Here is a 24,998-nt window from a genome sequence, read left to right as displayed (position 1 = left end):
TTAAAAGTATTTTATAGGATTTGTATCCACCTCGGATAAATTGAGTGCAATATTAGCGAATTTTTCTTTTAAAAAATTGCAAATCAATTCTTTTGTAAATACCTCACTTTCATAATGTCCTATATCTGCGATGATTATTTTTTTCTCAGCGTCAAAAAACTCGTGGTACTTAAAATCTGCAGTAATGAAAACGTCGGCACCTGCACCTTTGGCATGGCTCAGGAGGAAGCTTCCGGCACCGCCGCAAACGGCTACTCTTCTGATCTGAGTTTTATGAAACTCCGTATGTCTGATGACTGACAGGTTAAACTTAGTTTTGAGCAGTTTGAGGAATTCCTCAGTCGCTATGGGAGCGTCTAGTTCTCCAATCATTCCTGATCCTACTTCTTGATTTTCATTCTCGAGTGCCGTCAGGTAATAAGCAACCTCTTCGTAAGGGTGGGCTTTTTTTAGTGCAGCAATGACCTTGCCTTTGCGATGAGTAGGGAATATACCTTCTATCCGCAATTCTTCAACGGATTCGCGCTGATTGACTTGACCAATAGCGGGATTGGCCTGGTCGTTTGGTTTGAATGTTCCCGTACCCTTTGTTTGAAAGCTGCACTCATCGTAGTTGCCTATCTGACCCAAGCCGGCCTGGTACAAATGATCTAAAACCACATCTGCCTGAGCAGCAGGCACAAAAGTGACTAATTTGGTTAAAGTACTCGACTTGGGGGCCAATATTTGGCAATGATTCAGGCCTATACGATCGCAGATCATACGGTTCACTCCTGTGTTAACATTATCTAGGTTGGTATGAATACTGAAAATAGCAATGTCATGTTTGATCGCTTTAATTACCGTGCGCTCTACATAATTTTTTCCGGTAAATGACTTTAGGCCTTTGAATACGATTGGATGATGAGCCACGATCAAGTTCGCTTTTCTATCAATCGCTTCTTGTACAACCTCTTCGGTGCAATCCAGACTGATTATAATACCAGTCAAATCCTGATCGGGGTGGCCAGTGATCAATCGGGCGTTGTCGTAAGACTCCTGATAGGCTGGAGGAGCCCATTGATTGAGTGCACCTATAACTTCGTTTACTTTCATCTGTTTAGTTTTGTCTTACAACAATATTTTGTTTCGCACAAAAGACGTACGCCTCCGTGCTTTTAATTTGCTCCGGCCATGCCGGCATAAATATAAGGAATGTCAATGACCCTACTGGCTAAATTAATACGCTTCTGAACACCTGATAACCCTGTCACCTTTTTAATATTGCATCAATGATTTCAACTTGGAAGTATGTATTATGGCCATTGGCCTTGCTGAATAGATTCAAACTTGGTCTACGGGCCCGCCTATTTGATTTGGGTATCTGGAAATCTGTTGAATTCGAAATGCCTGTGGTATTTGTGGGTTCATTGACGCGAACTCATACTTTGGGCATTTCACTTTATATCCAAAATCTACTGAAGGCCGCTCTGCATATCAAAAGGGATATTATTACATCGCATGCGCTAACACCGGAAACGAAAGAGCCATACCTTTATTTGCATGCTTACGCGCCATTAGTTTTCAGTACGAGCCACAAAGTGCTAGGTCTGTCCGAATGGCTTCAACACCATACAGATTCATCAGCCATTGTGATGAACAATGAATTTGTTCAAAATGAGATTAGGCCGCAGTTGAAGATTTTGGTGTCTGATTTTGAGTTTCCATTTTATCATGACGCCCTGTGGCCGGTAGGTAATTTGCAGGGTACAAAGACAGATATTAGAACTTCGGATCTAATTTTGATTTGCGCCACGCCTGAAAATGCTGATTTAAATAAAATCAAAGACAATCTTCAATCATATTCCGGCATCGTGACACCTGTTTATTTTATAAAAAACTCAGTTGCTTCTCTAAACACATTTAATTCATCCGATAAAATAGAATTTATTCAGGATCGTGATAACTTTGAGCGCTTGATTTTAAATGTCTTGCAAAACGCAAATCCTGATAGTGAATAAATTACTCATATTTGTTTTTGTCTTCGTCTCAGTGAAGGGGTGGTCCCAGTTATTGGATGACTCAACCAAGCTAGTCTATGGGCCTACTACATCCAGGTATATGTACGAGGGTGATTTGATGCACAGCGATACGCTTTACCATACCATTGATACTGCCATTCATAACCTGGAGTATTTTGAGTTTAAAAACACGGCAGATAGGGTCTATCAGGATTTGGGTAACAATGGAACTGCTTTGCATCCCGTTTATTATTCTTCTCCGAGACAAGTGGGTCGATCCAGTGGGTTTGAAGCCTACACGCCATATGTAAAAAAGGCAGAAGACTTTAAATACTATGATACCAAATCGCCCTTTATGGAACTGAACATTGGGTTTGGAGGAAAAGGAAGGAATCTTGTTGATTTTGCCTTTTCAAGAAATGTAAATGCCCAGTGGAATGTAGGGTTTAATGTACAGAAAATTGTGTCAAACAAACTGATAGGCTCTTCTTCCTTGCGGGAAACTCAAATTTCTGGTACCACGGTAGATTTCTACACCTTCCATAGCTCAAAGAATTCTAAGTATCATTTGATGTTTCATGCTCTCAAGTTTGAACATAAGGCTACCGAAACCGGAGGTATAAAAGTGGCAGATAACGCTCAAGATAGGGACTTCTTTCAATATCAGGACTCAGACATATTTCTCCGAAATGCGGTTAGTTATGATACCCGGACAAGACTCCATTTGTATCAGGAATATTCTGTTGCCGAATTTTTCGAGATTTTTGCAACCATTGAACGAAACAATGTTGAAAACAAATACGAAGATTTTCCTTTGTCCTCTACCACAGATTATTACCAACAATTTCTGATTCGAACCGATTCTACGCTAGATGCTTCACTTTTCAACGAGTGGAAGGTCAAAGTGGGACTCAAAGGGCGCGCAGGCAAGCGAATATTTTATTCAGGATATGTGAAGCGCAGAGATATTGATTACAACTACAGGTATTTGGATTATTTTGGCCATACTACTGAAAACTATCTCGGCGGAGACATCAAGTTATACATTACGCAGTCTAACGCGTTGAGTGGTAGAGTTGAAATCATGGACGGTGGACAATACTTCTTCTCAGGTAAATACGAAAACAACTTTCTCAGAGCGTCATACACTACGACTAAGTACCTGCCATCATTTATGTCTGAAAGATATTTTGGCAATCATTATGAGTGGACCAATAGCTTTAGCGATGTAGTGTCTAACACCATTTCAGGATCGGTTTTTTATGCATTTCCTTTTGTGAGGCTGGAGCCCAAAGTTGAAATCTCATCTGTTGACAATTATGTGTATTTTGGAACCGACAAATTGCCTGCTCAGAATTCCGCTGTCGCCTTGGTCAACAATTATTCTCTTCAAGCAGATTTTAACGTTAAGAAGCATTTTAAATTTGAGAATAAGATCATATTCAACAATGTCTCAGGCGATGGTGCCGATGCCATCAGGTCTCCCGATTGGCATTTCTTTGGCAAATGGTATTATCATAACATTGTGTTCAACAATTACATGGAGATGCAACTCGGACTAAATGTGAGGTGGCAATCTGCCTACTTTGCCAATGGCTATGACCCGATTACACAGCAGTTTTATATACAAAATGATTTTGAGATTCCATCATTTATGACCAGTGATTTGTTCTTTGTGATGAAGGCCAAAAAATTGAGTTTATGGATAAAACTCAAATATCTCAATCAGAAAAAAGAACAAGGCTATTTCGATACTCCTTTGTATCCTGCCACAAGACGCATGATTGACGTGGGTTTGAGATGGCACTTTTATGACTAATGGCAATGGATAAGAATAAAACTACACTAGGACTAAACCTACCTACGGACCCGCGATGGGCAAACGTTGCCGAAAAATCTATCGCCGAAATTTTGATCGACCATGCGTACTGCGAACAAAAGGCAGCATCTTCTGGTATTTCTCTTATCGTGCAATATCCAGAAAAAGCCGAACTGGTTGAGATGCTGACAGACCTTGTAGCCGAGGAATGGAGCCATTTTGAGCGAGTTCTTGAAATGATGAAAAAGCGTGGAATCAAGCTGGACCGGAAGCGAAAGGATGACTATGTGGTGGCCATTACCGAGATTGTCAGACGAGGAGGAAGCAGAGACGAGCAATTGGTTGAACGCTTACTGTTGAACGCCTTAATAGAGGCCCGGAGCTGTGAACGATTCAAAATACTTCACCAGAATATTCAGGACGAGGAACTGAGTAAATTTTATTTCGAGCTCATGGTGTCCGAGGCAGGGCATTACCACAGCTTTTTGGATATGGCGAAGCGCTTTATGCCGGAAGAAAAGGTCATGAAACGTTGGGCTGATTTTCTGGAAGCTGAAGCCGAAATCCTCAAAACTTTAGAGGTTCGCCCTGATAGGATGCATTGATGGACTATTGTCATTGTTGACATTCTAGACTTTACTTTATTAAATAGAAAAACCATTAGCAAATACAAACTAATCGAAATTCACCTTGCAAAGGTTCGAAAAGTAAATTGGTGATTAAATATTATGAGAAAGACGACAATTAAATTGTGCATAGGAGCTCTTGCATGGGTAATATCAAATTCTGCGGAAGCGCAAGATCAAATGCAACCAGTTGAACTGGTACTAAATAACAGCGATACACTGAAAGGTTACATTGATTACGAAGCGTGGGAATTGGATTCAAAGGTGGTTTGGTTCAGTGAAACTAATGAGAAAAAAAACGTCACGGCGTATGAGCCAAACGTAGTGAAAGCTATGTTTCTGGGAGAAAAACAATACAAGGGAGCAGGTGTTGATGTAGAAGTTAGTTCCAGAAGCTCTATTTCCTTGTCCAAAAGCAAAGAATTGAATATTGAACGAAGAGTTGTATTCTTACAGGTGTTAGTTGATGGAGATAAGCAGCTATTATATTACAAGGATCGCCTGGGGAAAGATCATTTCTATTTTTTCGTCGATAATGAAATAAAATTGCTGATCTATAGACAGTATTTGAAATTGATGACCAATACAAGCTCTTCGGCCGAAAGATTCACAAAGGCAGAAAATAATAAGTTTAGGGGGCAATTGGCCTATTACTTCAACGATTGTTCACAGGCCCTGGGAATTGAATCCGCACAATATAATGTGTCTAGTATGACTAACTTATATAGACAATATTATAGATGTCGAAAATCTAAACTGGGGAGCTCAAAAGTTGACAATAATAGCAAAGAACCAACTTTCTACTCTTCTACAGATGAAAAGGCCGGTAAATTTGGGATTGTGGCAGGGTTGACTTTCCCTAAGGAGGCTACCGGGGCTGGTTTTACTTTGGGCTTCACTCACTCAATTCTTATTCCAACAGAAGCCGCAAATCTTACGTTTCACAATGAGTTATTGCATTATTCGTATTCAACCGAGCAAGAAAATAGAAGTGTAAGTGGTTACCAACGGGTAATTACTAAGGTTAACCAAAAAGAGAGCGGCCTTAGATTTGGAACTAATATGAGAATTGCCTTGTCTAAAGGTGGTGGTTCGCAACCCTTCTTAGGAGTTGGGGCTGCGATTGGCGATGGATTTAGAGCCAATGTTTCTGGTGGATTGCAGGGCAAAAAGTTATTTGCAGAGATGAAGCTTGATCTGGGACAAGGACAGTTATTCACCCTAATTGGCTTTAGGTTTTAAGGGCTGACACTGTTATAAGTGGTTGAAAAGAAAGTATCTATAAAAAGAGGAGCCAGCCGTTCCTCTTTTTTCTGCCCTATTTTTCACGTTACAGAAGATGGGACGGACTTTCACTCGATTAATCCATTCAATAATCAGAAACAGCTAAGCCATTCATAGATAAAGTTTAAACACTCGATGAAGAAAATTGCCAGTTAGTTGAAAACTTAATAGCTGGACACAACTTCTTTGCTATGCCTTACATTCTTTTAATAGCTCATGATAAGGGTGAGTATTAAAACAATTCAAAGGCAAAATGAACAGGTTAGTACCAGCAATAATTTCAATTTTTGGGTTTGCTTGCATGCAGGAAGACCCGGAGATAGGTTCCGATTTTTTTAACGAGGTGTCGTTTGAGATAGTGTCATGGGATACACTAACGGTCGACATGTACACCATCCACATCGATAGTGTAGAGACCAATAGTCCAGCAAGACTTTTAGCAGGAGAGGTTGAACACAATGAATTGGGACTTATCGAAGCCGAAGCTTATTTTCAGTTAAGCCCGGATTTGGAGTACAGCGTGGACGATCTGAAAGATGGAGAATTCCAGGATGCCTTCCTTACTCTCTATTACGATCGATATTACTACGGAGACACAACTGCTCTGATGCAACTGGAAGTCTATGAGCTAGCTGAGGAGATGGAATTAGATGATGAGTTGAAGCTCTATAATCACTCCACTTTCGAAATAAAAAGCGACTTAACGAATCAGGCCATCTCATTAGGTTCCTACACTTTTAGTCCTAGACCCTACGCTCAGGATTCTGTAGAAATTCCTTTAGAAGATACCTTTGCCAAGGCACTTTTTGAGGTTCTCAAAGAGGATCAGATTGCCACAGGTGATTTTTTAGATTTGCTGCACGGATTAAAAATTCGATCCTTAACTACGGGCGCGATCATTGGTTTTCAACCCGACCTTGCGCTAAAACTCAACTACCTCGACAAATCTGAATCTGTTTCGGTAGAACGTACGCTCTATCTCACATCAAGCACCACCGCTATACAATTCAATCACATCGAAGCAGAGGGAATTGATGGTGTGTTTCCGGATAGTGAAGAGGAGAAATTATCCTCAGAGCTGACCAATAATCTGGCTTACGTGCAATCCGGACTTGGACTGGCTATTCGAGTTGAAATGCCATACTTAAAACATCTGTTGTCTGCCGACGAAACTCCCCTTATCGATGAAGTCAAACTCGAATTGGTCTTTGAAAATGAGATACCGGAAGAGGTTTATATGCTGACGTCGGGGCTTACCCTAAGGAAGGTGGATCACAACAACCAGGTGATATTCGAATATGATGAAGTCGCGGAGTTGGTATTAGATATTGAATACGATGAAGAAAGGAAGTTTGTATTGGATGTCTCCGAGTTCGTAATTGAGCAATTATCGATCGGTACTCAGGATAATCATGATGCTCTTTTAATTCAATTTCCAGAGGAATATGCGCTCAGCACTCTCAATCATTTGATAGTGTCAGACCAGGAAAAGAGCAATGAAAGCAGTAAAATCATTTTAAACGTGTTAAACATAAAATAGTAATGAAAGAAATAAGAATAATTGTTTTGCCCATTTTGGTATTGCTGACCCTTTGTACGTCATGTACGGACGATGAAGAAGACGTAGTAGAGGATGGCAACTGGATCAGAAGGTCTTCATTTGAAGGAGTAGGACGGTCTGGTGCAGTGGCTTTTGTATCAGGTAGCACTGCGTTTGTTGGCTTGGGATTTGACGGAGATGACTACATTACAGATTTCTGGGCCTACAACCCGGAGAATAACTATTGGGTCCGTGTCAGTGATTTTCCGGGTGCAGGACGGACGGGAGCCGTGGCATTTGCGATTGAAGGCAAAGGCTATGTCGGTACGGGCTACGATGGAGACGACGAGTTACAAGACTTTTGGGAATACAATGTGGAGGCCGATTCCTGGACACAATTAGCCGATTTTACTGGGTCAGCGAGATATCAGGCACTTGGTTTTGCTCTTGACAATATGGGCTATCTGGGTACCGGTTATGATGGAAATTATCTTAAGGATTTCTGGGAGTTTGACCCCTCTTCTGGACAGTGGGAGCAAATTGTAAGCCTAAAAGGAGAAAAAAGAAGAAATGCGGTGTCCTTTGTTATAGATGGGTCTTCGTATGTAGGAACGGGGTCAAACAACGGACTTTATGAAACTGATTTCTGGGAATTTGATGCCGCAATCACCGATTGGTATCAAATGATAGACCTGAATGACGAAGACGAAGAATATGAGATAACCAGAGAAGGTGCCGTTGGATTTGAGCTCAATGGCAAGGGTTATATCACTATAGGGTCATATGGAGCAAACACCAATACCACATGGGAATACAATCCATCTACAGGTTATTGGAAAGAAAAGACGTCATTTGAAGGGGCTGGAAGAACCGGAGCCGTTTCATTTACCGTCAATGGCAGATCTTTTGTAGCATTGGGTCAGAGTGGTTCCAATAGGTTTGATGATGTTTGGGAATTTGAACCAGATCATGTTCTGGACGAGGACGACTGATAGCACCGCTCATGTCAATATTAAGAATTAAAACCAACGGTTTCTGGTGCGCGGTAATACTGTTCCTGCTGTTGAGCGGAACGGTGGAGGCGCAAAACGGGGCAGGCTCGGTATATTCCATTTTCGGAATTGGGGAAATGTCCAGAACCTCATCGACTGCCTCCCAGGGAATGGGGTATACGGCGATTGGTTGGTCGAGTCCTTATAGTGTTAATATTGTGAATCCAGCTGCAAACGACCAGACGGGCAGCTACTTCAATCATGTATTTGATGTTGGATTTTACTATGCCAACACCACCTATGAATCTCAAGGATCGAAGGAAAATGGCAGCTATGGAGGCCTGTCCAACTTCAGCTTTTGGTTCAAGTATAATGATAAATGGAATGGTCTGATCGGTTTGTCTAACTACAGCAATGTGGGCTATAATATTTATAAAAATAATGTCAACTCTTTTCAGACAGGGGACTTTGATATTGCTTATGAAGGAAGTGGCGGACTAAATGAAATCTATTTTTCGAATGGCTATTCACTTTTCAAAAATCTCTCAGTCGGACTGAAGTTGGCATTTATTTTTGGAAATATATCCAGGACTGAAGACATTACTGGTGGACAGTCGCTTAAGGCGTATATGGCAGAGGATAGAACCGTTATCGCCAATTTCGACTTGGAGTACAGTCTGAATTATCGGTTGGAACGGCCCAAGTATTTTATGAATTTCGGACTGATATACAAAAATCCGACTAATCTGAAAGGTACTACTACAGCGTCTATTTCAGAGTGGGACTACAGCAATGGTGTGGACGTGGATGAAAATGTTCTGTATGACGAAACAGAATCTGCGTCGGAGTATGCCTTACCGCGCCGCATTGGTTTTGGTCTGTCATACAATACCAATAAGCTTGTTTTGGCTAGTGACGTTGAATTTAACCAGTGGAGTCAGGCCGAAATAGAAGGATACACCGACGACCTGAAAGACACCTGGAGGTATGCCTTCGGTCTGGAGTATACCCCGGATAGATTTGGACAAGATGCACTGGGACGAGTGAGTTATCGTGTAGGCGGATACTTTGAGAACTCATACATCAAGGTGAATGAAATAACCTCTAATACCTATGGAATTACCGCAGGGTTAGGTGTGCCGCTCAAAAGAGGCAGCGCTATGAATGTAGCCTATCACCGCAAGTACAACGGTACGACGGAAAATGACCTGATTTTTGAGAGTACACATGAGGTTACCTTGAATTTTAGTATTAGGCAGCGATGGTTCCAACGTCAAAAGTATGATTAATAAAAAAGAGGAGCCTCTCAGCTCCTCTCCACTTACCCAAAACTAATTTTGCTAAAAATCTATTAATCAACCAATCTAAAATCAGTCGTTAACGTCTTTTGGGAATTGCCACCTATCATCACAGCAAACTTCCCCGGCTCAGAGCCAAAAGAGAGATCCGCGCGATAGTAGGAGAGTGTCTCATTTGAGATGGTAAATTTGACCACTCTTTCTTCCCCTGGTTCAAGCTGTACTTTCTCAAACCCTTTCAATTCTTTCACCGGGCGGGTCACGCTACCTACATAATCTCTGATGTACAGTTGTATAGTTTCTTGTCCTGTTTTGTCACCTGTGTTTTTGACCTTCACACTAGCTGTAAGCCGATCACTGGTGCCCATTTCAGTAGTTGAAATGGAGAGATCAGAATATTCAAAAGACGTATAGCTCAATCCGTATCCAAATGGATATAAAGGAGAATTAGGGGAATCCGTATAGTGAGACCAGAATACCATACCGGCATCATGAGGATTGGTGACGGGTCGGCCTCCGTTCTTATGATTATAGTAAATCGGGCATTGACCTACATTTCTGGGAAAGCTTACCGGTAACTTGCCCGATGGGTTGTAGTCTCCAAAAAGCACATCTGCTATGGCGTTTCCCGCTTCAGATCCCAGATGCCAAACTTCCAGTATGGCCGGAATATTTTCATCCAGCTCCGGAATAGCCAACGATCGGCCATTCATTAAGGTGACGACTATATTTTTGTTGACCTTAAGCAATTCGTACATCAGGTCCATTTGATCGCCCTTCAGACCGATATCTGTTTGACTACGTCCTTCACCCGATTGCCAGCAGTCTTCCCCTAAAGCCATAACAACCACGTCAGATTTTTTGGCCAATTCTATTGCATTGGAAAAATCTGATTGATCCCCCTCTACAATATTCAGTTCACGAATAAACTCTCTGTTACCCTGAGTCAGGTTGTATCCATTGGTAAAAGTGACCTGAGTTTTTTTGTCAACTGCGTTTTGAATGCCCTCAACCAAGGATACCGCACTATTGGTAATGGCCTGAGCTCTCCAACTACCCAATGGCACATCTTTACTGCCTGCCAAGGATCCAATAACAGCAATGGTTTGTCCTTTTTTGCTCAGTGGAAGCAGGTTATTTTCATTTTTGAGTAGTACAATAGATTTTCTCGCTGCCTCTCGAGCAATTCTTAAATTCTCTTTAGAAAGCAACTCTTTTTTCTCTCTGTCAGCATCACAGTATCGGTAGGGATCTTCAAATAAACCGAGGTCGTATTTGATCGTCAATACTCTTCGCACAGCATCGTCTAATACACTCATGTCAATTTTTCCCGAGGTCACTAATGCTTCCAGCGAATTTTCATAAACTCTTGCCTCCATATCCATATCGCTCCCGGCAGTTAAAGCCTTATAACCTGCTTCCAGTGTGTCAGCCGCATAGCCATGTGTTATCATTTCACCTATAGATCCCCAATCCGAGACGACAAAACCTTGATAGCTCCATTCTCCTTTCAGTAACTTTCTTTGAAGCAATTTGCTACCATTCGCAGGCACACCACCTATTTCGTTGAATGAATTCATGAATGAAGCTACTCCTGCATCACTAGCCGTCTTAAATGGAGGCAAAACCATATTGTACAGCGTTTGCATGCTGATGTCTACCGTATTATAGTCTCTGCCCGCCTCAGCAAAACCGTAGGCGGCAAAATGCTTGGCACAAGCCGCAATAGTTTCGGGATTAGATAAATCACCTCCCTGAAATCCTTCAACCCATGCCTTAGACATATAAGAAGCCAGATACGGGTCTTCACCAGGACTTTCCATCATTCTACCCCAGCGCGCATCACGTACGATATCCATCATTGGAGCAAATGTCCAATTGACACCTGACGCAGAAGCTTCACGGGCAGCTACCTGTGCGCCTTGTCTGGCAACCTCTGCCTCCCAACTCGCCGCCTGTCCCAAAGGAATGGGCATCATGGTTTGATAACCGTGAATCACATCATAACCAATGAGTAATGGGATTCCTAGTCTCGAATTTTCGACCGCTAGTTTTTGAGCTTCTCTGGTACCATCAGCCGTTAATACATTCAGCATGGCACCCACGCCACCACTTTTGATCATTTCGTACTTCTGCTGATTGTTGGCATCGGCTGGTACAGGGCCGGTAAATTCCCAGCCTCCAGCATAGAGATTGAGCTGGCCAATTTTTTCAGCCAGTGTCATCTTAGACAGCAGGCTATCTACCTTTTCTGCTGTGCGTCCGTTTTTGATTTCTGCCCCTATACCGTTCATATACCCCGTAAGGATCAGCACCAATAGTACTAGTGATCTTTTACTTTTCATACCGTTCCGTTTCTTCTTATTAATGAATTCGTAAATAAAGAGAAAAACCGATTTGCGGGACAATGGCATATGTATCATAAGACAGCGGGATATTTGTCATTGGCTCATGCTATATTTGAATGACCTTCTTTTTTGCTAACAAAACCACTTTAAATAATGGAGGAACCACTATTTTTTTCTTCCGCCGGGGAATTTAACGACTGGCTTCTGGCCAATCATGAAAAGTCAAACGAACAATGGATTGGTTTCTATAAGGTGAAATCCGGTAGACCATCTATGACCTGGTCGGAGTCTGTAGATCAGGCATTATGTTATGGCTGGATCGATGGGTTACGAAAGTCGATTGATGAGGTCAGTTACAAAATTCGATTTACCCCACGTAAACCGAAAAGTCATTGGAGTGCAATCAATTTGGCGAAAATGAAGGTGTTGTTAGCCGAAAACCTGGTGAGTCCTGCCGGGATAGCTATTTATGAAAAGAGGGACAAGAAAAATGTGAACGGGGCGTCCTTTGAACAGAAGAACATTAAGCTAAAAAAAGAATACGAGGAGTCAATCAAACGCAATGCAGTTGCATGGGCATTTTTCAACAATCTTCCACCTTCAGCCAAGAAGCCTTCAATCTGGTGGGTCATGAGTGCCAAGCAGGAAACCACCCGTCAACGAAGGCTCGGTATTCTTATTTCCAGCTCTGAAAGAGGAGAGCGGATACCTATGCTAATAGCAGGTAAAAAGAAGTAATAACAAATTAAGATTTATGATAAAAGAAGCGTGTGTCGAAAATCTGCAAGAAGCAAAAAAAGCCGAAGAGCAAGGGGCAGATCAGGTTGAACTGTGTGGACGATTGGATTTGGATGGACTCACACCTGATTTCAAATTGGTAAAAGATGCTTTGTTAGAATTGAAATTGCATGTAAAGGTGATGGTGCGTTCGAGGGGAGGAGACTTCGTTTATACTGAGGAGGAAATCGAGGAAATGATTTCAACAATTGAACAGTTGAAGGCATTGGGAGTGAAAGAGATTGTGCTGGGTGCACTCACAGGAGATAACCAACTCGATATACCGGCAATCACAAAATTGGCAGTCGCAGCCATACCGATGAAGGTCACTTTTCATAAAGCTATCGATGAATTAGATGATCCGGTTGAAGGTGTGAGACAATTACGGGCCATTCCGGGAATTACCGGTGTGCTAACCTCAGGAGGGAAACTCACGGCCAAAGAAGGAGTCTCAGTTATCAATCAGATGCATGCGGCTGCTGAGAGCATACAGATTATCGCGGCTGGGAAAATCACCAATCAAAATCTATTGGAAATGAGACAACGGCTTACCACAGATGCCTATCACGGCAAATTAATCGTTGGTCGGCTAGCATGAAAAAGGCCGCTCTTTACAGAACGGCCTTTCGATACTAAATCAAACAATTGTACTTTTTGGGGTGTTTAATCAAAGAGCGTATTGATTTTTGCTAATCAAATGATCGGCAATTTCTCTTCTTAGTAGTTTGATATTTACAGGATTTATTTTGGTAAACCTTTTCAATCCCATCAACATCACTTTTTGTTCATCACCGACGGTGAAGGAGGCTATGGCATCTTTACCAGCCTTGTTCACTTTCTCCACGGCTTCATACAGATAAACTTTAGCGGCATTGATTTGCATCTTCGTCGCTTCCTCGCCGTTCATGCCAACCAGCTTTTCTGCTCTCAGTAGCGCTGACTCAGCTGCATATATTTCTATCATCATATCTGCCGCATTCATCATGATTTCTTGTTCTTCTTCGAGTTTTGGCCCGAAGGTCTGAGCTGCTTTTCCAGCAACCATAAGCACCGCCTTTTTCAATTTCTTCAGCACATCTTTTTCTTCGGCGAATGGTTTGGAGAGATCAGGAACTTCAAAAGAAGGCACCGAAACCAATTCTTTCGCAACTGCCATGGCAGGCTCCATAATATTCAATTCTCCTTTCATTGCTCGCTTCATGATCATACCGACCATCAACATCCTGTTGATTTCATTGGTGCCTTCATATATTCTCGTGATTCGGGCATCTCTATAAGCTCTCGCCATTGGGGCTTCTTCTGAGAATCCCATACCACCATAGATTTGAACGCCCTGGTCCACTACGTAGTCCAGCATTTCTGAACCGTGGATTTTTATAATCGCACATTCTATTGCGAACTGCTCGAAACTCTTCAGTTTGGCTTCTGCAGGGTCAGTGTCCCTGGCAATCAAATCGTTTATTTTGTCATCGATATTTTGTCCGGCGCGATAAGCGGCCGACTCTGTTACCCAGGTTTTGATGGCCATCTCAGCCAATTTATGCTTAATAGCACCGAAGGTAGAGATTGGGGTATTGAATTGCTTTCGCTCATTGGCGTAGTTAGTGGATTGAGATATTACCTCCTTGCATCCTCCGATGACACCTGCGCCGAGCTTGATCCTGCCAATGTTGAGTATGTTTACAGCTATCTTAAATCCGTTTTCTCTTTCAGACAGCATATTTTCAGCAGGTACTTTGCAGTCATTGAAGAAGATTTGACGGGTAGAAGAACCTTTTATACCCAATTTTACTTCCTCGTCGTTCATTGTGATTCCGCCGTAGGTTTTCTCAACCAGGAAGGCAGTCAGTTTTTTGTCATCGTCAATTTTCGCGAAGACGATGAGAAGGTCGGCAAATCCCCCATTGGAGATCCACATTTTTTGTCCGTTGATTAGATAATGTTTGCCATCATCAGTAAGGACTGCTTTGGTTTTACCTGAGTTGGCATCAGATCCGGCATCAGGTTCTGTGAGACAGTAGCAGGATTTCCACTCACCACTTGCCAACTTTGGCAAGTATGTTTTTTTCTGCTCTTCGTTTCCATAATATAAGATAGGCAAGGTGCCAATCCCGGTATGTGCTCCATAGGCAGTAGAGAAGGAACCTGTTGCGCCGATTTCATCAGCGATCAGCATGGACGTATTAAAACTCATGCCAAGTCCGCCATATGCTTCGGGGATAGATACGCCAAGAAGTCCTAGTTCTCCGGCCTTTTCCATTAAAGAAGGCATTAGACCTTCTTCCTGCTTTTCGATTTTTTCTATGTTTGGGTTGATTTCCTTTTGAATGAAATCCTGAGTGGCCTCAGCCATCATTTTTTGCTCTTCGGAAAACTCTTCTCGGATGAAGATGTCTTCTGCTTGTGATTCTTTGATGAGAAATTCTCCTCCTCGAATCGATCTTTTTTCTGCTGTGGTATCCATATTTCTGGTGTCTTTGTCCTTAAAGTTAGTCATTTTTATTTTGTTATGCATGCATAACAAATTCAAATATATAAAATAATGTTATGCACGCATAACAAATTAAGAATCTTTTTTCCTAATTAAGAAGAAATACGACAGTTTGAGGTTTTGAGCTACCGCCTGTCTCTTGAAAATACCCTTTCTTAAAAAGCCGTCTCAAATTGTAATAAGATTGATTTATATAGTACTAACGAAGTATATGTAACACGCTAAGATAACCCGTCATGCTCAAAAACTACCTCAAAATTGCCGTCCGAAATCTATTCAAACACAAAACTTTCAGCCTGATCAATATTGTTGGTCTGGCCGGAGGGCTCATTTGTTGCCTGCTCATTTTTGTATTTGTTAATGACGAGTTGAGCTATGACAAATTTCAAACGAAGAGAGATCGTATATATAGAATTCAATACTTTGTTCAGGAATTTAATCTCGCCAATGTACCTCCTGTTTTTGCAGCACACATGAGTGACTTTTTTCCAGAGGTGGAAAAGACTACGCGTTTGTTTACCAGAAGTACTAGTGTACAAGTGGATGGAGGGAAGGTCGGGATCAAACGATTTGAGGAGGAAAATATCATATTCACGGATTCGTCGACCTTCGATGTATTTGATTTTCAGGTCCTAGAAGGCTCCCTTTCTGAGGCACTGCATGAGCCATTTACAGCAATTCTTACTCGGGATATTGCGAAAAAATATTTTGGAGACCTTCCGGCTATTGACCAAAACTTTAAAATGGAAGGGAAGACGTTTCGGGTGGTTGCGGTTGTCGAACCCTATCCAAGCCAGTCCCATTTTCATTTTAACATGTTGGTACCCTATACGAATATGTATGATCTTGAACCTGAGCCTTTGGCGAGCGGACTGCGTCAGGGATTTAAGGTCAACTGGGTAGTTTCTCACTCTTATACTTATGTGCTTCTTAGGCAAGGTGCTAGACCTGAGGCTGTCAATGATAGGTTTGCTGATTTTGTAGCAGAAAAAATACCGGATAACCAGCAGTTGAACCAGTCCTTCAAAATACAGCCATTGCTCGATATTCATCTCAACGATGAAGTGCAGGGACAAATGGAACCACCGGGAAGCCTGGTGTTTCTATATGTATTCCTGGCGGTTGGCGCGTTGACACTCCTGATAGCCTGTATCAATTTCGTTAATCTTTCAACGGCACGTTCGCTTCAGCGTACCAAGGAAATCGGTATGCGCAAAGTAATGGGCGCCTGGAGATCTAGTCTTATTGCTCAGTTTTTAGGTGAGTCTTTTGTGACGGCCGGCATTGCTTCACTGATGGCTTTTACAGCTTCTTTTCTTTTGCTGCCAATTCTCAATGATGTGACAGGAAAGGCATTAACCACCTCAGCCTTGTTTCAACCTGAGATCGTTTTAGGCTTTGTGGTCTTGTTTTTTATTACAAGCTTGTTGGCTGGCATATATCCTGCATTCTTTGCCACAAAAATTTCTCCCATATACAGTCTGAAAGGGTTGAGCGGTACTGATGCCCGAGGCGGGCTTTCTTTTAGGAAGGGACTGATTGTGATCCAATTTGCAATTTCTATCCTGTTGATTTCCGGAACTTTGATTGTTTACGATCAACTTTACTATTTGCAAAATAAGCCTCTTGGTCTCAGCAAGGATCACATCATTACCGCGCCTGTTTTGAGTCAGAACTTCAACAATGGTTTTGGGGCAATAAGCCAGGACAAAAGAAAAGCAATGGATGCTTTCGAAGCAGAGTTGGAGGGCATACCAGATGTAGTCGCTAGCACTTTGTCGGCGGGCATACCAGGTAGTGGGGCAGCCTATCAAAAGGTGATTCCTGATGGCTTTACTGCCGAGGATAATCTTTTGGCGCCGGTGCTGTCCGTAGATTACGATTATTTAGAAACATACGACATAGAAGTAATTGCGGGAAGAGGTTTTTCAAAAGAATTCGAAACCGACCCTCAAACAGCTTTTGTTATCAATGAAACGGCTGTTGAAGCTTATAATTTTGGAACTCTTGAAGAGGCCATTGGCAAATCAATAAGTATGGGGAACAAGAATGGGAAGGTAATAGGCGTGACTAAAGATTTCAACTTTATGCCCCTGTCTCAAGAACTTGGTCCGATATTATTAGATATCAGACCTGCTTCCTTTACACATTTTTCCTTTAAGATCAATAACAAGAATATTCCCCAGACACTAAGCACACTGGAACAAACCTGGAACAAGCATTTTCCTACTGAAACTTTCGATGCAAAATTTCTGGATGAGCAGTTGGCGGAGAATTATGGGCAGCAAGAACAATTGGGCAAGTTGATAAGCAATTTCTCCATTCTCGCTATTCTTATTTCTTGTCTGGGCTCATATGGGATGATTATGTTTCTGGCCGCACAAAAAATGAAAGAAGTAGGTATCAGAAAAGTGCTGGGCGCCTCTGTCTCAGGTCTGGTGCTTTTACTCTCACAGCGATTCGTGCTGCTGGCCTTGGTGTCCATGTTTATAGCCATACCTGGTGCCTATTATCTGGCTGATAATTGGCTGGAAGAATTTGCCTACCGCGTCGATATCTCCTATTGGAATTTTGTTATCGCCAGCTTGGCCACTATTGGTCTGGTATTGGGAACGGTCAGCTATCAATCCATAAAGACAGCTATTGCTAATCCTGTAAGCGCTTTGAGGCAGGAGTAGTTTATTTCTTTATGGATATTTAGGTTTGTTTATGAATGAAATTTTATATTGCAAGTCCATAAGGTCTGTTGCAAATTATACTCTCCTTTGTATTCGGCCTTTAAACTAATTTTTCACAAAGCACATACTAAACATTATGAATTTTAAATATTTATTGTCATTAATTTGCCTTGTTGTAGGTTTTTCAGCAACAGCTCAAACATTTTCACCAGCTTTTCAAGGATTTAGTAAAAAGAAAACCACTTATATTACTCTCAAAGATGACAGTGAATTGTCAGTGTTAATAAAAAAACTCTTTTTTAAAAAGGGATTGATTGATGAAGTTAAAGTAGTACAGTCTGCCGATGGAAAGAAGGTGAAAATTAACCCTGAAGATATTTCCCACATGTACGTGGCACCTAGCAACTTTTCTAAGTTGGTCAATGTTATAGACGCAAGTTCGGATTTAACTAAGTTGCAAGACAACGAGTTATCTTCTGAGCACTTGAATGATGGGTACTTGTACATGGAATCTTCTAATGTTCAAATAAAAAAGAAGAAAACGCAATATTGTATGTTACAGGTGATGAACCCAACATTTAGCAATAAAATTAAAATATATAACGATCCATTTTCAAAGGAATCGATGAGCATAGGTGTCGGGGGTATGACTCTTGCGGGAGGGCTTGCTAAGTCTTATTATATCAAAAAAGAAGGTGAGGAAGTTGCAAGACGAATTAAGCGAGCAGAGTACAAAAATGATATAAATGAGTTATTTGCTGAGTGCCCAGCTGTAATTGAAAAGTATGGCGACAATCCAGAATGGTCAAAGTTTGAGGATTTCGTTTATGACTACTCAACTATGTGCGATTAACGCACTTTGCAAGTCCATTTTATGAACTAAATCTAGACTCTCTGGATTTAGTTCATTATTACAATGTTTGGCAGGCAATTTTCACTTCTTCAACTTATCCTTAAACACTTTTCTAAACTTATCAACCTTAGGACGGATTACAAAATTGCAATAAGGCTGTGATCCGTTCTGGTTGAAATATTCCTGGTGATAGTCCTCAGCCGGATAGAAGGTATCGACCGGAGTGATTTCAGTGACAATCGGATTGCTCCAGGCTCCCGAGGTATCCAACTGAGTCATATAGTCAGCCGCTGTCTTTCTCTGTTCTTCGTCATGATAGAATACCACAGACCGGTACTGTGTGCCTCTATCGTTTCCCTGTTGGTTGAGCGTGGTAGGATCATGCGTTTTCCAGAATACTTCAAGTAACTCATCGTATGTGATCTCGGAAGGATCATAAGTGATTTGCAGCACCTCAGCATGACCAGTGGTGCCTGAGCAAACCTCTTTGTAAGTTGGGTCCTTGGTTTTACCACCCATATAGCCTGATACGACTTTTGAGACCCCTTTTAAATCCTGAAAAATGGCTTCTGTACACCAGAAGCAGCCGTTACCAAAAGTTGCAATTTCCATTTTTGTCTTGTGCTGTTATAGAATGAGCAAATATGAATAATTAAATGAAAATGTGAATACGTGAATTCAAACGGTTTGTTTGCGATTCCAATAATTAACAAAAGGGGTGGGGGAATAATTCCGTCGGAGGCTAGGAGGCAAAAAGAATAGTATGCCGTCTTCAAGATCTCGCTTTCTGGTGGGAGAAGTGGTCTCAAGTTTGGGTCGGGAGCTAAATATTGAGATTGCCACGTCCCGCATTCGATTGCCATCGAATTGAGGTACTAGCAATGACGTACTTTTGTTTGGTTCGGGTCGATATGAACCAGGGTTAAAAGGAACTACCTATCCAGCCATTCCTTGAATTGTACCACTTTCTCGCGCGAGACAATCAGGTCATCGGCATTGAAATGATTCAGTTCTAGTTTGAGACGGCTGTTAGAATAGGTAATGATATCCCTGATGCTGTCGACATGAATCAGGTATTTTCGATTGATACGAAAAAAGGATTTTGGATCAACCATATCCTTAATTTGATCGAGTGTGAAGTCGATGATAAATTTTTTCCCCTGTTTGGATAACAGATAGGTGGCTTTATTTTCACTAAAAAACAATTCGACGTCTTCCGTCATTACCGATTTCAGGTGTTCACCCACTTTGATTACGAATCGTTCTTTGTAGGTTTTGTTCTGTTGTTGCAGCATACCCATTAGGGCAGTGGCATCGATAGCCTGATTGGCTTGTTTTTGTCTTTTGAATTTGTCCAGGGCCTTCTCCAGATCATTTTCTACCATGGGTTTGAGCAGGTAGTCAACGCTATTTACTTTGAAGGCTTGTATGGCGTACTGATCGTAGGCTGTGGTAAAAATAATGGGACAATTAATCTCTACCTGTTCAAAGATTTCAAAACTTAATCCGTCTGCCAGTTGAATATCGAAAAACGCCAGATCCGGTACCTGATGATTTTTGAACCATTGTACTACAGATTTCACCGAATCCAGGTGGTCAAGAATCGTGATATCGTCATCAAGTTGATTCAATAGCTGAATCAATCGATCAGCAGCAATACCTTCATCTTCTACTATTAAAACCTTCATGACTGAAAAGAAAGGATGGGGACTACAACTTTAAAGGATGTTTCGGTAGGACTTACTTCTACCTTCTTATCGGACAACATTTCATACCTGGAGATGATATTGCTCAACCCCAAACCATTGGAGTCCTGCTTGGCTACTTTTATTGGATTGATATTGTTTTCCACAATGATGACTTGACCTTCTCTCTCTACAGTAATATGTAAACGATTCTCTTTCGAAATTTCATTGTGTTTGATACAGTTTTCTATCAGCATCTGAAGGGTAACAGGCGGAACACTATCAGCTGAGTTGACGGAATCCAAATTGGTATAAGTAACCTCAAAGTTGTCGCCAAAACGGATTTTGTTGAGATACACATATGACTTGAGGAAGTCCACCTCCGTTTTTAAATCTACTACTTCATCATTTTGATGATCGAGTACGTATCGATAGACCTCCGATAGTTTTTGAATAAACTGAACTGCCTTGCCCTGATCAGCATAAACCAGAGAAGTAAGCGCATTCAGGCTATTAAAAAGAAAATGAGGATTGACCTGGCTTTTAAGGGATTCGAATTTCGATTTCAGGTTTTCATTTTTAAGCCTTTCTACGTCAATGGCCGCCTGTCGCCACTCCATAAAAAAACCTTTCCCATGTTGCCATAGGGATACTACAACCGTGATGCCCATAGGCACTGTGAGCAAACTGAATATGCTCCTGCTTTCGAGGACTTTTTCAAATCTCACATCCAGGACAAATTCCACATAGCCATAGATAATGATGATTGAAGCAATTGGGGTGTAAACCAGCATAGCTGCTATGCCAATAACCGAGCGCTGTATTGGATGCTCCAACCAGGTCCACCGCTGATCGATCCAGTATATAATGATGCTGTTGCCATTGGCCAGCGCACTCCAGAATACGACAGAAACCGACGCACTTTGAAAAAAGGCAACATATTCACCTTCCATCAAATGATGGGAGTCGTGCATCAAAGCAATAACTAGCCCTCCAATAAAGGGGATGGTAAACCAACTATTAATTAGCTCTTTGGGGTCATTTGAAATGCTTGTGCAGGTTGTATTTGCCATGTTGTTCTTGAATGTTGCAAAATAATGGGATCGCCTGTCTTTACAAACGATCCCTGAAATTCTATTCTTTGCTTGCCGTTTTGGTCAATGCCGTTTTGCACTGCTCTTTGTATTGCAAGGCACTTGGTTTTCCCCAGGCCGGTGCAATACTGGATTCCGGCTTTTCAGAATCAAATAAGGCGATAGATTCATCTACCAACGCGCAGGCATCATCCACTCCAGTGCCGAAGAACTGAGCCGTGCCAAATAGCATCTGTCCCATAAACAGGTTAGCACGCGGGTTGTTTGGGTCCAATTGCAGGGCCTTGCCAAAGTCTGCCATGATCTTTGGCGATAAGCTTTGTCCGCGGGTACCCGGATCCACACCAATCTTGATCATGTTGATGAATCCCTGTAAAGCGATGACTTCCGAATTATTTTCCGAAACGGCAGCAGCTTTTGCCAAAGCAGTAAGCGCCTGGTCCAGAGCGGCGTCTTTAGTCGGCAGGTCTTCTATTCTGAAAGCCTTGAATACATAGGACAACGAAGCGTAGTAATAGGGTTCCCATTGGGTGGCTTCAGCCTGACCTATCCGGTCAAATTTGTTGGCAATAGGGTCAAAATCCTCCAGAGTTTCAGCCTGATATATGGAAGGAATGTTGTTTTCCATAGTCTGGACGTATTTCTTATTCTGTGCATGGGCCATTGTAGCAAATACGGCCAGGATGATAAGGATATTTAGAGATTTCATAGTGTAGAGTTGTTAGGATTGAATTATTTGATGTTGATTTCTATTTGCTTGTCTCCGTTCACTTCGAATTTGCTATCCTCGAAATTGGCTGGGCCAAACATGCCTCGGGCGTCGTTAGAAAAGCCATAAGCTTCTGTAGGGATACCGAAAGTGCCGGTGTCTAATTCACTGTTCGCATTTTCGTCGTGAATCACGGCTACTCCATAAGTACCGTTGGGCAGGTTTTCGAAAGTGATAGTTACCGCTTCTTTGCTGTCGATACTCACTTTTTGCTTCTGACCTTCATTGAGCCAGTTGCCTTCAGAGTCGAATAGAGTGACTTCAAGTACACCTTCAGTGCTGTTCATTTGCTTGACTACCACGGTCAGTTTATTCTGTCCGTCTGCCGCAAGAATGGATAGTGTGGCTGCCACAATACCCACGAATGTTAAAATTGACTTTTTCATATCTATTTTGTTAATGGTTATGATCTTATAAATTTTCAAGGTTGTTTTTGTTTTTATCTTTTGTGAGTGTGATGAATACTCCCACGAAATAGAATCTTTTGGAAGGCTGGCCGATCGCTCTGGAATTGTAGACACCATCACTGTCTGGATTGTCCGCAAATTCATACCCGAATACATTGTCTCTCCCTAGCAGATTGCTTGCTGACGCATATAGGATCACATGTGGCCTGAAAAGGTAAGCGAAGTTGAAACTCAGGTCTGAGTAGTGCTTGGTTTTACTTCCGTTAAATCCTTCCTCGTTCGGATTGTTGTAAGGGCGTCCGTTGTTGTAGCTGAAAGAAGCCCCAATCTGCGTCCTGATATCCGGAATAAAATGTTTGTATACCACAGAGAAGTTGTGACCTGCAGCGAAAGAAGGTGTGGCTTGATAAGGATAGTCTCTGAAGTCTCTTTCGGTATCGATGTATGAATAAGAGACCCAGTAGTCGACATTTTTGAACGTCTTACTATCTCTCCAAAATAGATCAATTCCCCTGGCATATCCACCACCTGTGTTTGCAAAAGTGGTTGGATTGAACGGGTCATTGCCATCAAACTTCACCAGGTTGTCGTAGTTTTTGTAATAAACCTCTGAACGGAAAGTTCTCCCGTTGTTGATGGTCTGATAACTCAACATATAGTGGTCCGCTTTTTCGAAGCTCATTTGCTGAGATCTGAGCAATAGGTCACGAGTGGGCAGTTGATGGAATTTTCCATAGGCCCATGACAGCTGTGAGTTTTCTCCCGTTTTCAATGCCATAGACAGACGGGGAGAGAGGGCGCTTTCGCTAAAAATAGAATAGTGAGAATATCTCAGTCCTGCTCTTAGTGTTAGGCTGTTAGTGAGGTAATAATCTGCTTCTGCAAATCCGGCAGACAGGTGATTGGTGTAGTCAGGATCGAACGATTCACCGTTTTCAATGTCAGTGAGCTCTTCGTGCTTGGTACTGATCAGTTCACCGCCCACTTTTATAGATACGTTATTGATGTCAGAAGTGAAATACCCTTTGGTGTGGACACTGTTTTGTGTGTCTTTTATATGCGCCTCATTGAAAATGATGTCGCTGAAGGTCCGGCCATAGGAAGTACCCAGGTAGGCTGTGCTGTTTTCACCAATAGCTCTTCTGTAACTGGTGTTCAGATAGAAATTGTTGTTGCCCAAATCCATATGATCGTCTTCTGGCTGATTCACACTGGGTTGATTGACCACAAAGGCGCTGTGGTCGTAATTGGCGTAGACTTTCAGCATGTCGTTTTTGCTAAGCTTCTGACGAAGCATGAATATGCCGCTTTGCGAGGTATAGCCATCCTCCCAGTCATAGGCCTGCTCGATCAGGTTCATATATGGATCCAGATTGGTGTACTGTACCTGGCCGTAAGCCGACCCATTCTCCCACTTTTGGGTGTGCGATACATCTGTGCCCACGGTCATAAGCGAAATGTCCGTCCGGGTTTCGTCAGCGATGTCGTTTGAGTTGAGCGATAGGACTGAGGATAGTGCCTGACCATATTCTGCGGAATATCCTCCGGTGCTGAAGAAAGTGCCCTTAAAAAGAAAGGGAGAAAATCTGCTTCGAGAAGGTACATTGTTGGGGGCCGGGGTATAAAAGCTGTGTACCAGGATGCCATCTATAAAGGCTTGTGTTTCGAATTCAGTTCCACCGCGTACAAACAGGCGCCCTGTTTCACCATTTGTAGTGGTGCCAGGCAATTTGCTAAGTGCCCCCGGGATATCAGCGAGTGCTCCTGCTGTCATGGCAATATCCAGCGGTTTGAGTACAACCGCTTTCTTTTCGTCGCTGGCTTCGAAGCTGCCCGCGGTGATGGTCACGCCAGATAGTCTGTTGACTTCCTCCTTGAGTGCAATATTGAGTGTCACCGAATTAGAAAGATCTACTTCTGCTTCGTGTTTTTTATAGCCGATAAAACTGGCTACTAAGATCTGATTGCCTTTTTCAAAAGTATCGAACGAATAGTTGCCATTCATGTCAGTGGTGGCTCCATCGTAGGTGTCTTTGATAAATACATTGACTCCGGGCAGGCCTTCACCGGTGTGGTCGGTGATCCTGCCTTTGATTGTGGCGGCTTCTGCAAGGAGGCAGAAGGCTAAAAGTGTTATGGTTAAAATTGACTTGGTCATCTGAGTTTTTATTTTTTGATGATTCAAAGCTCAGCATTGACCAAAAGATTAAGAATAATAAATCGGTAAGTCGGGGTATGAAGTGGATGAACTGCGGAATAAGGAAGATGAGTCGGAGGCGGGATGTGGTAGGTTTGTCGGTGAATGTGGGGTTTGATGGGGGTGGGTTTAAAAAAAAA

Annotated in this window: 20 protein-coding genes; 11 read left to right on the top strand and 9 right to left on the bottom strand. The window is 42.2% G+C overall.

The window, feature by feature from the left end; translation table 11 throughout:
- A complete protein-coding gene (locus ABJD64_RS07850) occupies positions 1-1,095 on the bottom strand; it encodes a Nif3-like dinuclear metal center hexameric protein (RefSeq protein ID WP_348180204.1) in 1,095 nt (364 codons plus the stop codon).
- Between the two features lie 176 nt (positions 1,096-1,271).
- Between ABJD64_RS07850 and ABJD64_RS07845 the strand changes: the two genes are divergently transcribed.
- The 7 genes from ABJD64_RS07845 (at position 1,272) to ABJD64_RS07815 (ending at position 9,550) form a co-directional block, all read left to right on the top strand.
- Complete coding sequence (locus ABJD64_RS07845; RefSeq protein WP_348180202.1) at positions 1,272-2,000, top strand: hypothetical protein; 729 nt, start codon at positions 1,272-1,274, stop codon at positions 1,998-2,000.
- A complete protein-coding gene (locus ABJD64_RS07840) occupies positions 1,993-3,819 on the top strand; it encodes a putative porin (protein ID WP_348180201.1) in 1,827 nt (608 codons plus the stop codon). The genes ABJD64_RS07845 and ABJD64_RS07840 overlap by 8 nt, the downstream gene beginning before the upstream one ends.
- 5 nt (positions 3,820-3,824) lie before the next feature.
- Complete coding sequence (locus tag ABJD64_RS07835; protein WP_348180200.1) at positions 3,825-4,424, top strand: tRNA-(ms[2]io[6]A)-hydroxylase; 600 nt, start codon at positions 3,825-3,827, stop codon at positions 4,422-4,424.
- A 123-nt stretch (positions 4,425-4,547) separates the two neighbouring features.
- The gene (locus ABJD64_RS07830; protein ID WP_348180199.1) at positions 4,548-5,687 is read left to right on the top strand and encodes a hypothetical protein; all 1,140 of its coding nucleotides are present in this window, start codon (positions 4,548-4,550) and stop codon (positions 5,685-5,687) included.
- A 295-nt stretch (positions 5,688-5,982) separates the two neighbouring features.
- Positions 5,983-7,269, top strand: coding sequence for a DUF4270 family protein (locus ABJD64_RS07825; protein WP_348180197.1), 1,287 nt, complete (start codon positions 5,983-5,985; stop codon positions 7,267-7,269).
- Between the two features lie 2 nt (positions 7,270-7,271).
- Positions 7,272-8,261 carry a kelch repeat-containing protein gene (locus tag ABJD64_RS07820; RefSeq protein ID WP_348180195.1) on the top strand — a complete coding sequence of 330 codons (990 nt, stop codon included), beginning with the start codon at positions 7,272-7,274 and terminating at the stop codon, positions 8,259-8,261.
- A gap of 11 nt (positions 8,262-8,272) precedes the next feature.
- The gene (locus ABJD64_RS07815) at positions 8,273-9,550 is read left to right on the top strand and encodes a hypothetical protein (protein WP_348180193.1); all 1,278 of its coding nucleotides are present in this window, start codon (positions 8,273-8,275) and stop codon (positions 9,548-9,550) included.
- Between the two features lie 62 nt (positions 9,551-9,612).
- On the opposite strand, the gene bglX is transcribed toward ABJD64_RS07815, so the two are convergent.
- Complete coding sequence (gene bglX, locus ABJD64_RS07810) at positions 9,613-11,904, bottom strand: beta-glucosidase BglX (RefSeq protein WP_348180192.1); 2,292 nt, start codon at positions 11,902-11,904, stop codon at positions 9,613-9,615.
- Between the two features lie 156 nt (positions 11,905-12,060).
- Here bglX and ABJD64_RS07805 point away from each other — a divergent pair, with 156 nt between their 5' ends.
- Together ABJD64_RS07805 and ABJD64_RS07800 are read left to right on the top strand one after the other, a co-directional pair.
- Positions 12,061-12,645: a YdeI/OmpD-associated family protein gene (locus tag ABJD64_RS07805; protein WP_348180190.1), complete on the top strand. Its 585-nt coding sequence runs from the start codon at positions 12,061-12,063 to the stop codon at positions 12,643-12,645.
- A gap of 16 nt (positions 12,646-12,661) precedes the next feature.
- Positions 12,662-13,282 (top strand): copper homeostasis protein CutC, encoded by a 621-nt coding sequence (locus tag ABJD64_RS07800; protein ID WP_348180188.1) that lies wholly within the window; start codon positions 12,662-12,664, stop codon positions 13,280-13,282.
- A gap of 69 nt (positions 13,283-13,351) precedes the next feature.
- On the opposite strand, the gene ABJD64_RS07795 is transcribed toward ABJD64_RS07800, so the two are convergent.
- Positions 13,352-15,148 (bottom strand): acyl-CoA dehydrogenase family protein, encoded by a 1,797-nt coding sequence (locus tag ABJD64_RS07795; RefSeq protein WP_348180401.1) that lies wholly within the window; start codon positions 15,146-15,148, stop codon positions 13,352-13,354.
- 263 nt (positions 15,149-15,411) lie between these two features.
- Between ABJD64_RS07795 and ABJD64_RS07790 the strand changes: the two genes are divergently transcribed.
- A complete protein-coding gene (locus tag ABJD64_RS07790; RefSeq protein WP_348180186.1) occupies positions 15,412-17,853 on the top strand; it encodes an ABC transporter permease in 2,442 nt (813 codons plus the stop codon).
- Between the two features lie 136 nt (positions 17,854-17,989).
- Positions 17,990-18,706: a hypothetical protein gene (locus ABJD64_RS07785; protein WP_348180184.1), complete on the top strand. Its 717-nt coding sequence runs from the start codon at positions 17,990-17,992 to the stop codon at positions 18,704-18,706.
- 81 nt (positions 18,707-18,787) lie between these two features.
- Here the strand turns inward: ABJD64_RS07785 and msrA are convergent, their stop codons facing one another.
- The 6 genes from msrA to ABJD64_RS07755 form a co-directional block, all read right to left on the bottom strand.
- The gene (gene msrA, locus ABJD64_RS07780) at positions 18,788-19,318 is read right to left on the bottom strand and encodes a peptide-methionine (S)-S-oxide reductase MsrA (protein WP_348180182.1); all 531 of its coding nucleotides are present in this window, start codon (positions 19,316-19,318) and stop codon (positions 18,788-18,790) included.
- Positions 19,319-19,638: 320 nt separating this feature from the next.
- The gene (locus ABJD64_RS07775) at positions 19,639-20,394 is read right to left on the bottom strand and encodes a LytTR family DNA-binding domain-containing protein (protein ID WP_348180180.1); all 756 of its coding nucleotides are present in this window, start codon (positions 20,392-20,394) and stop codon (positions 19,639-19,641) included.
- On the bottom strand, positions 20,391-21,464 hold the full coding sequence (locus ABJD64_RS07770) for a histidine kinase (protein WP_348180178.1): 1,074 nt from the start codon (positions 21,462-21,464) through the stop codon (positions 20,391-20,393). The genes ABJD64_RS07775 and ABJD64_RS07770 overlap by 4 nt, the downstream gene beginning before the upstream one ends.
- 61 nt (positions 21,465-21,525) lie before the next feature.
- Positions 21,526-22,194 (bottom strand): hypothetical protein, encoded by a 669-nt coding sequence (locus ABJD64_RS07765; RefSeq protein ID WP_348180177.1) that lies wholly within the window; start codon positions 22,192-22,194, stop codon positions 21,526-21,528.
- 23 nt (positions 22,195-22,217) lie between these two features.
- Positions 22,218-22,640: a DUF2141 domain-containing protein gene (locus tag ABJD64_RS07760; RefSeq protein WP_348180175.1), complete on the bottom strand. Its 423-nt coding sequence runs from the start codon at positions 22,638-22,640 to the stop codon at positions 22,218-22,220.
- A gap of 25 nt (positions 22,641-22,665) precedes the next feature.
- Complete coding sequence (locus tag ABJD64_RS07755; RefSeq protein ID WP_348180173.1) at positions 22,666-24,819, bottom strand: TonB-dependent receptor; 2,154 nt, start codon at positions 24,817-24,819, stop codon at positions 22,666-22,668.
- Positions 24,820-24,998: the final 179 nt, after the last annotated feature.

The sequence above is a fragment of the Reichenbachiella sp. genome, from assembly GCF_039944555.1.
In the GTDB taxonomy this organism is placed as follows: domain Bacteria; phylum Bacteroidota; class Bacteroidia; order Cytophagales; family Cyclobacteriaceae; genus Reichenbachiella.
This window is presented reverse-complemented; position numbering and strand designations above follow the sequence as displayed.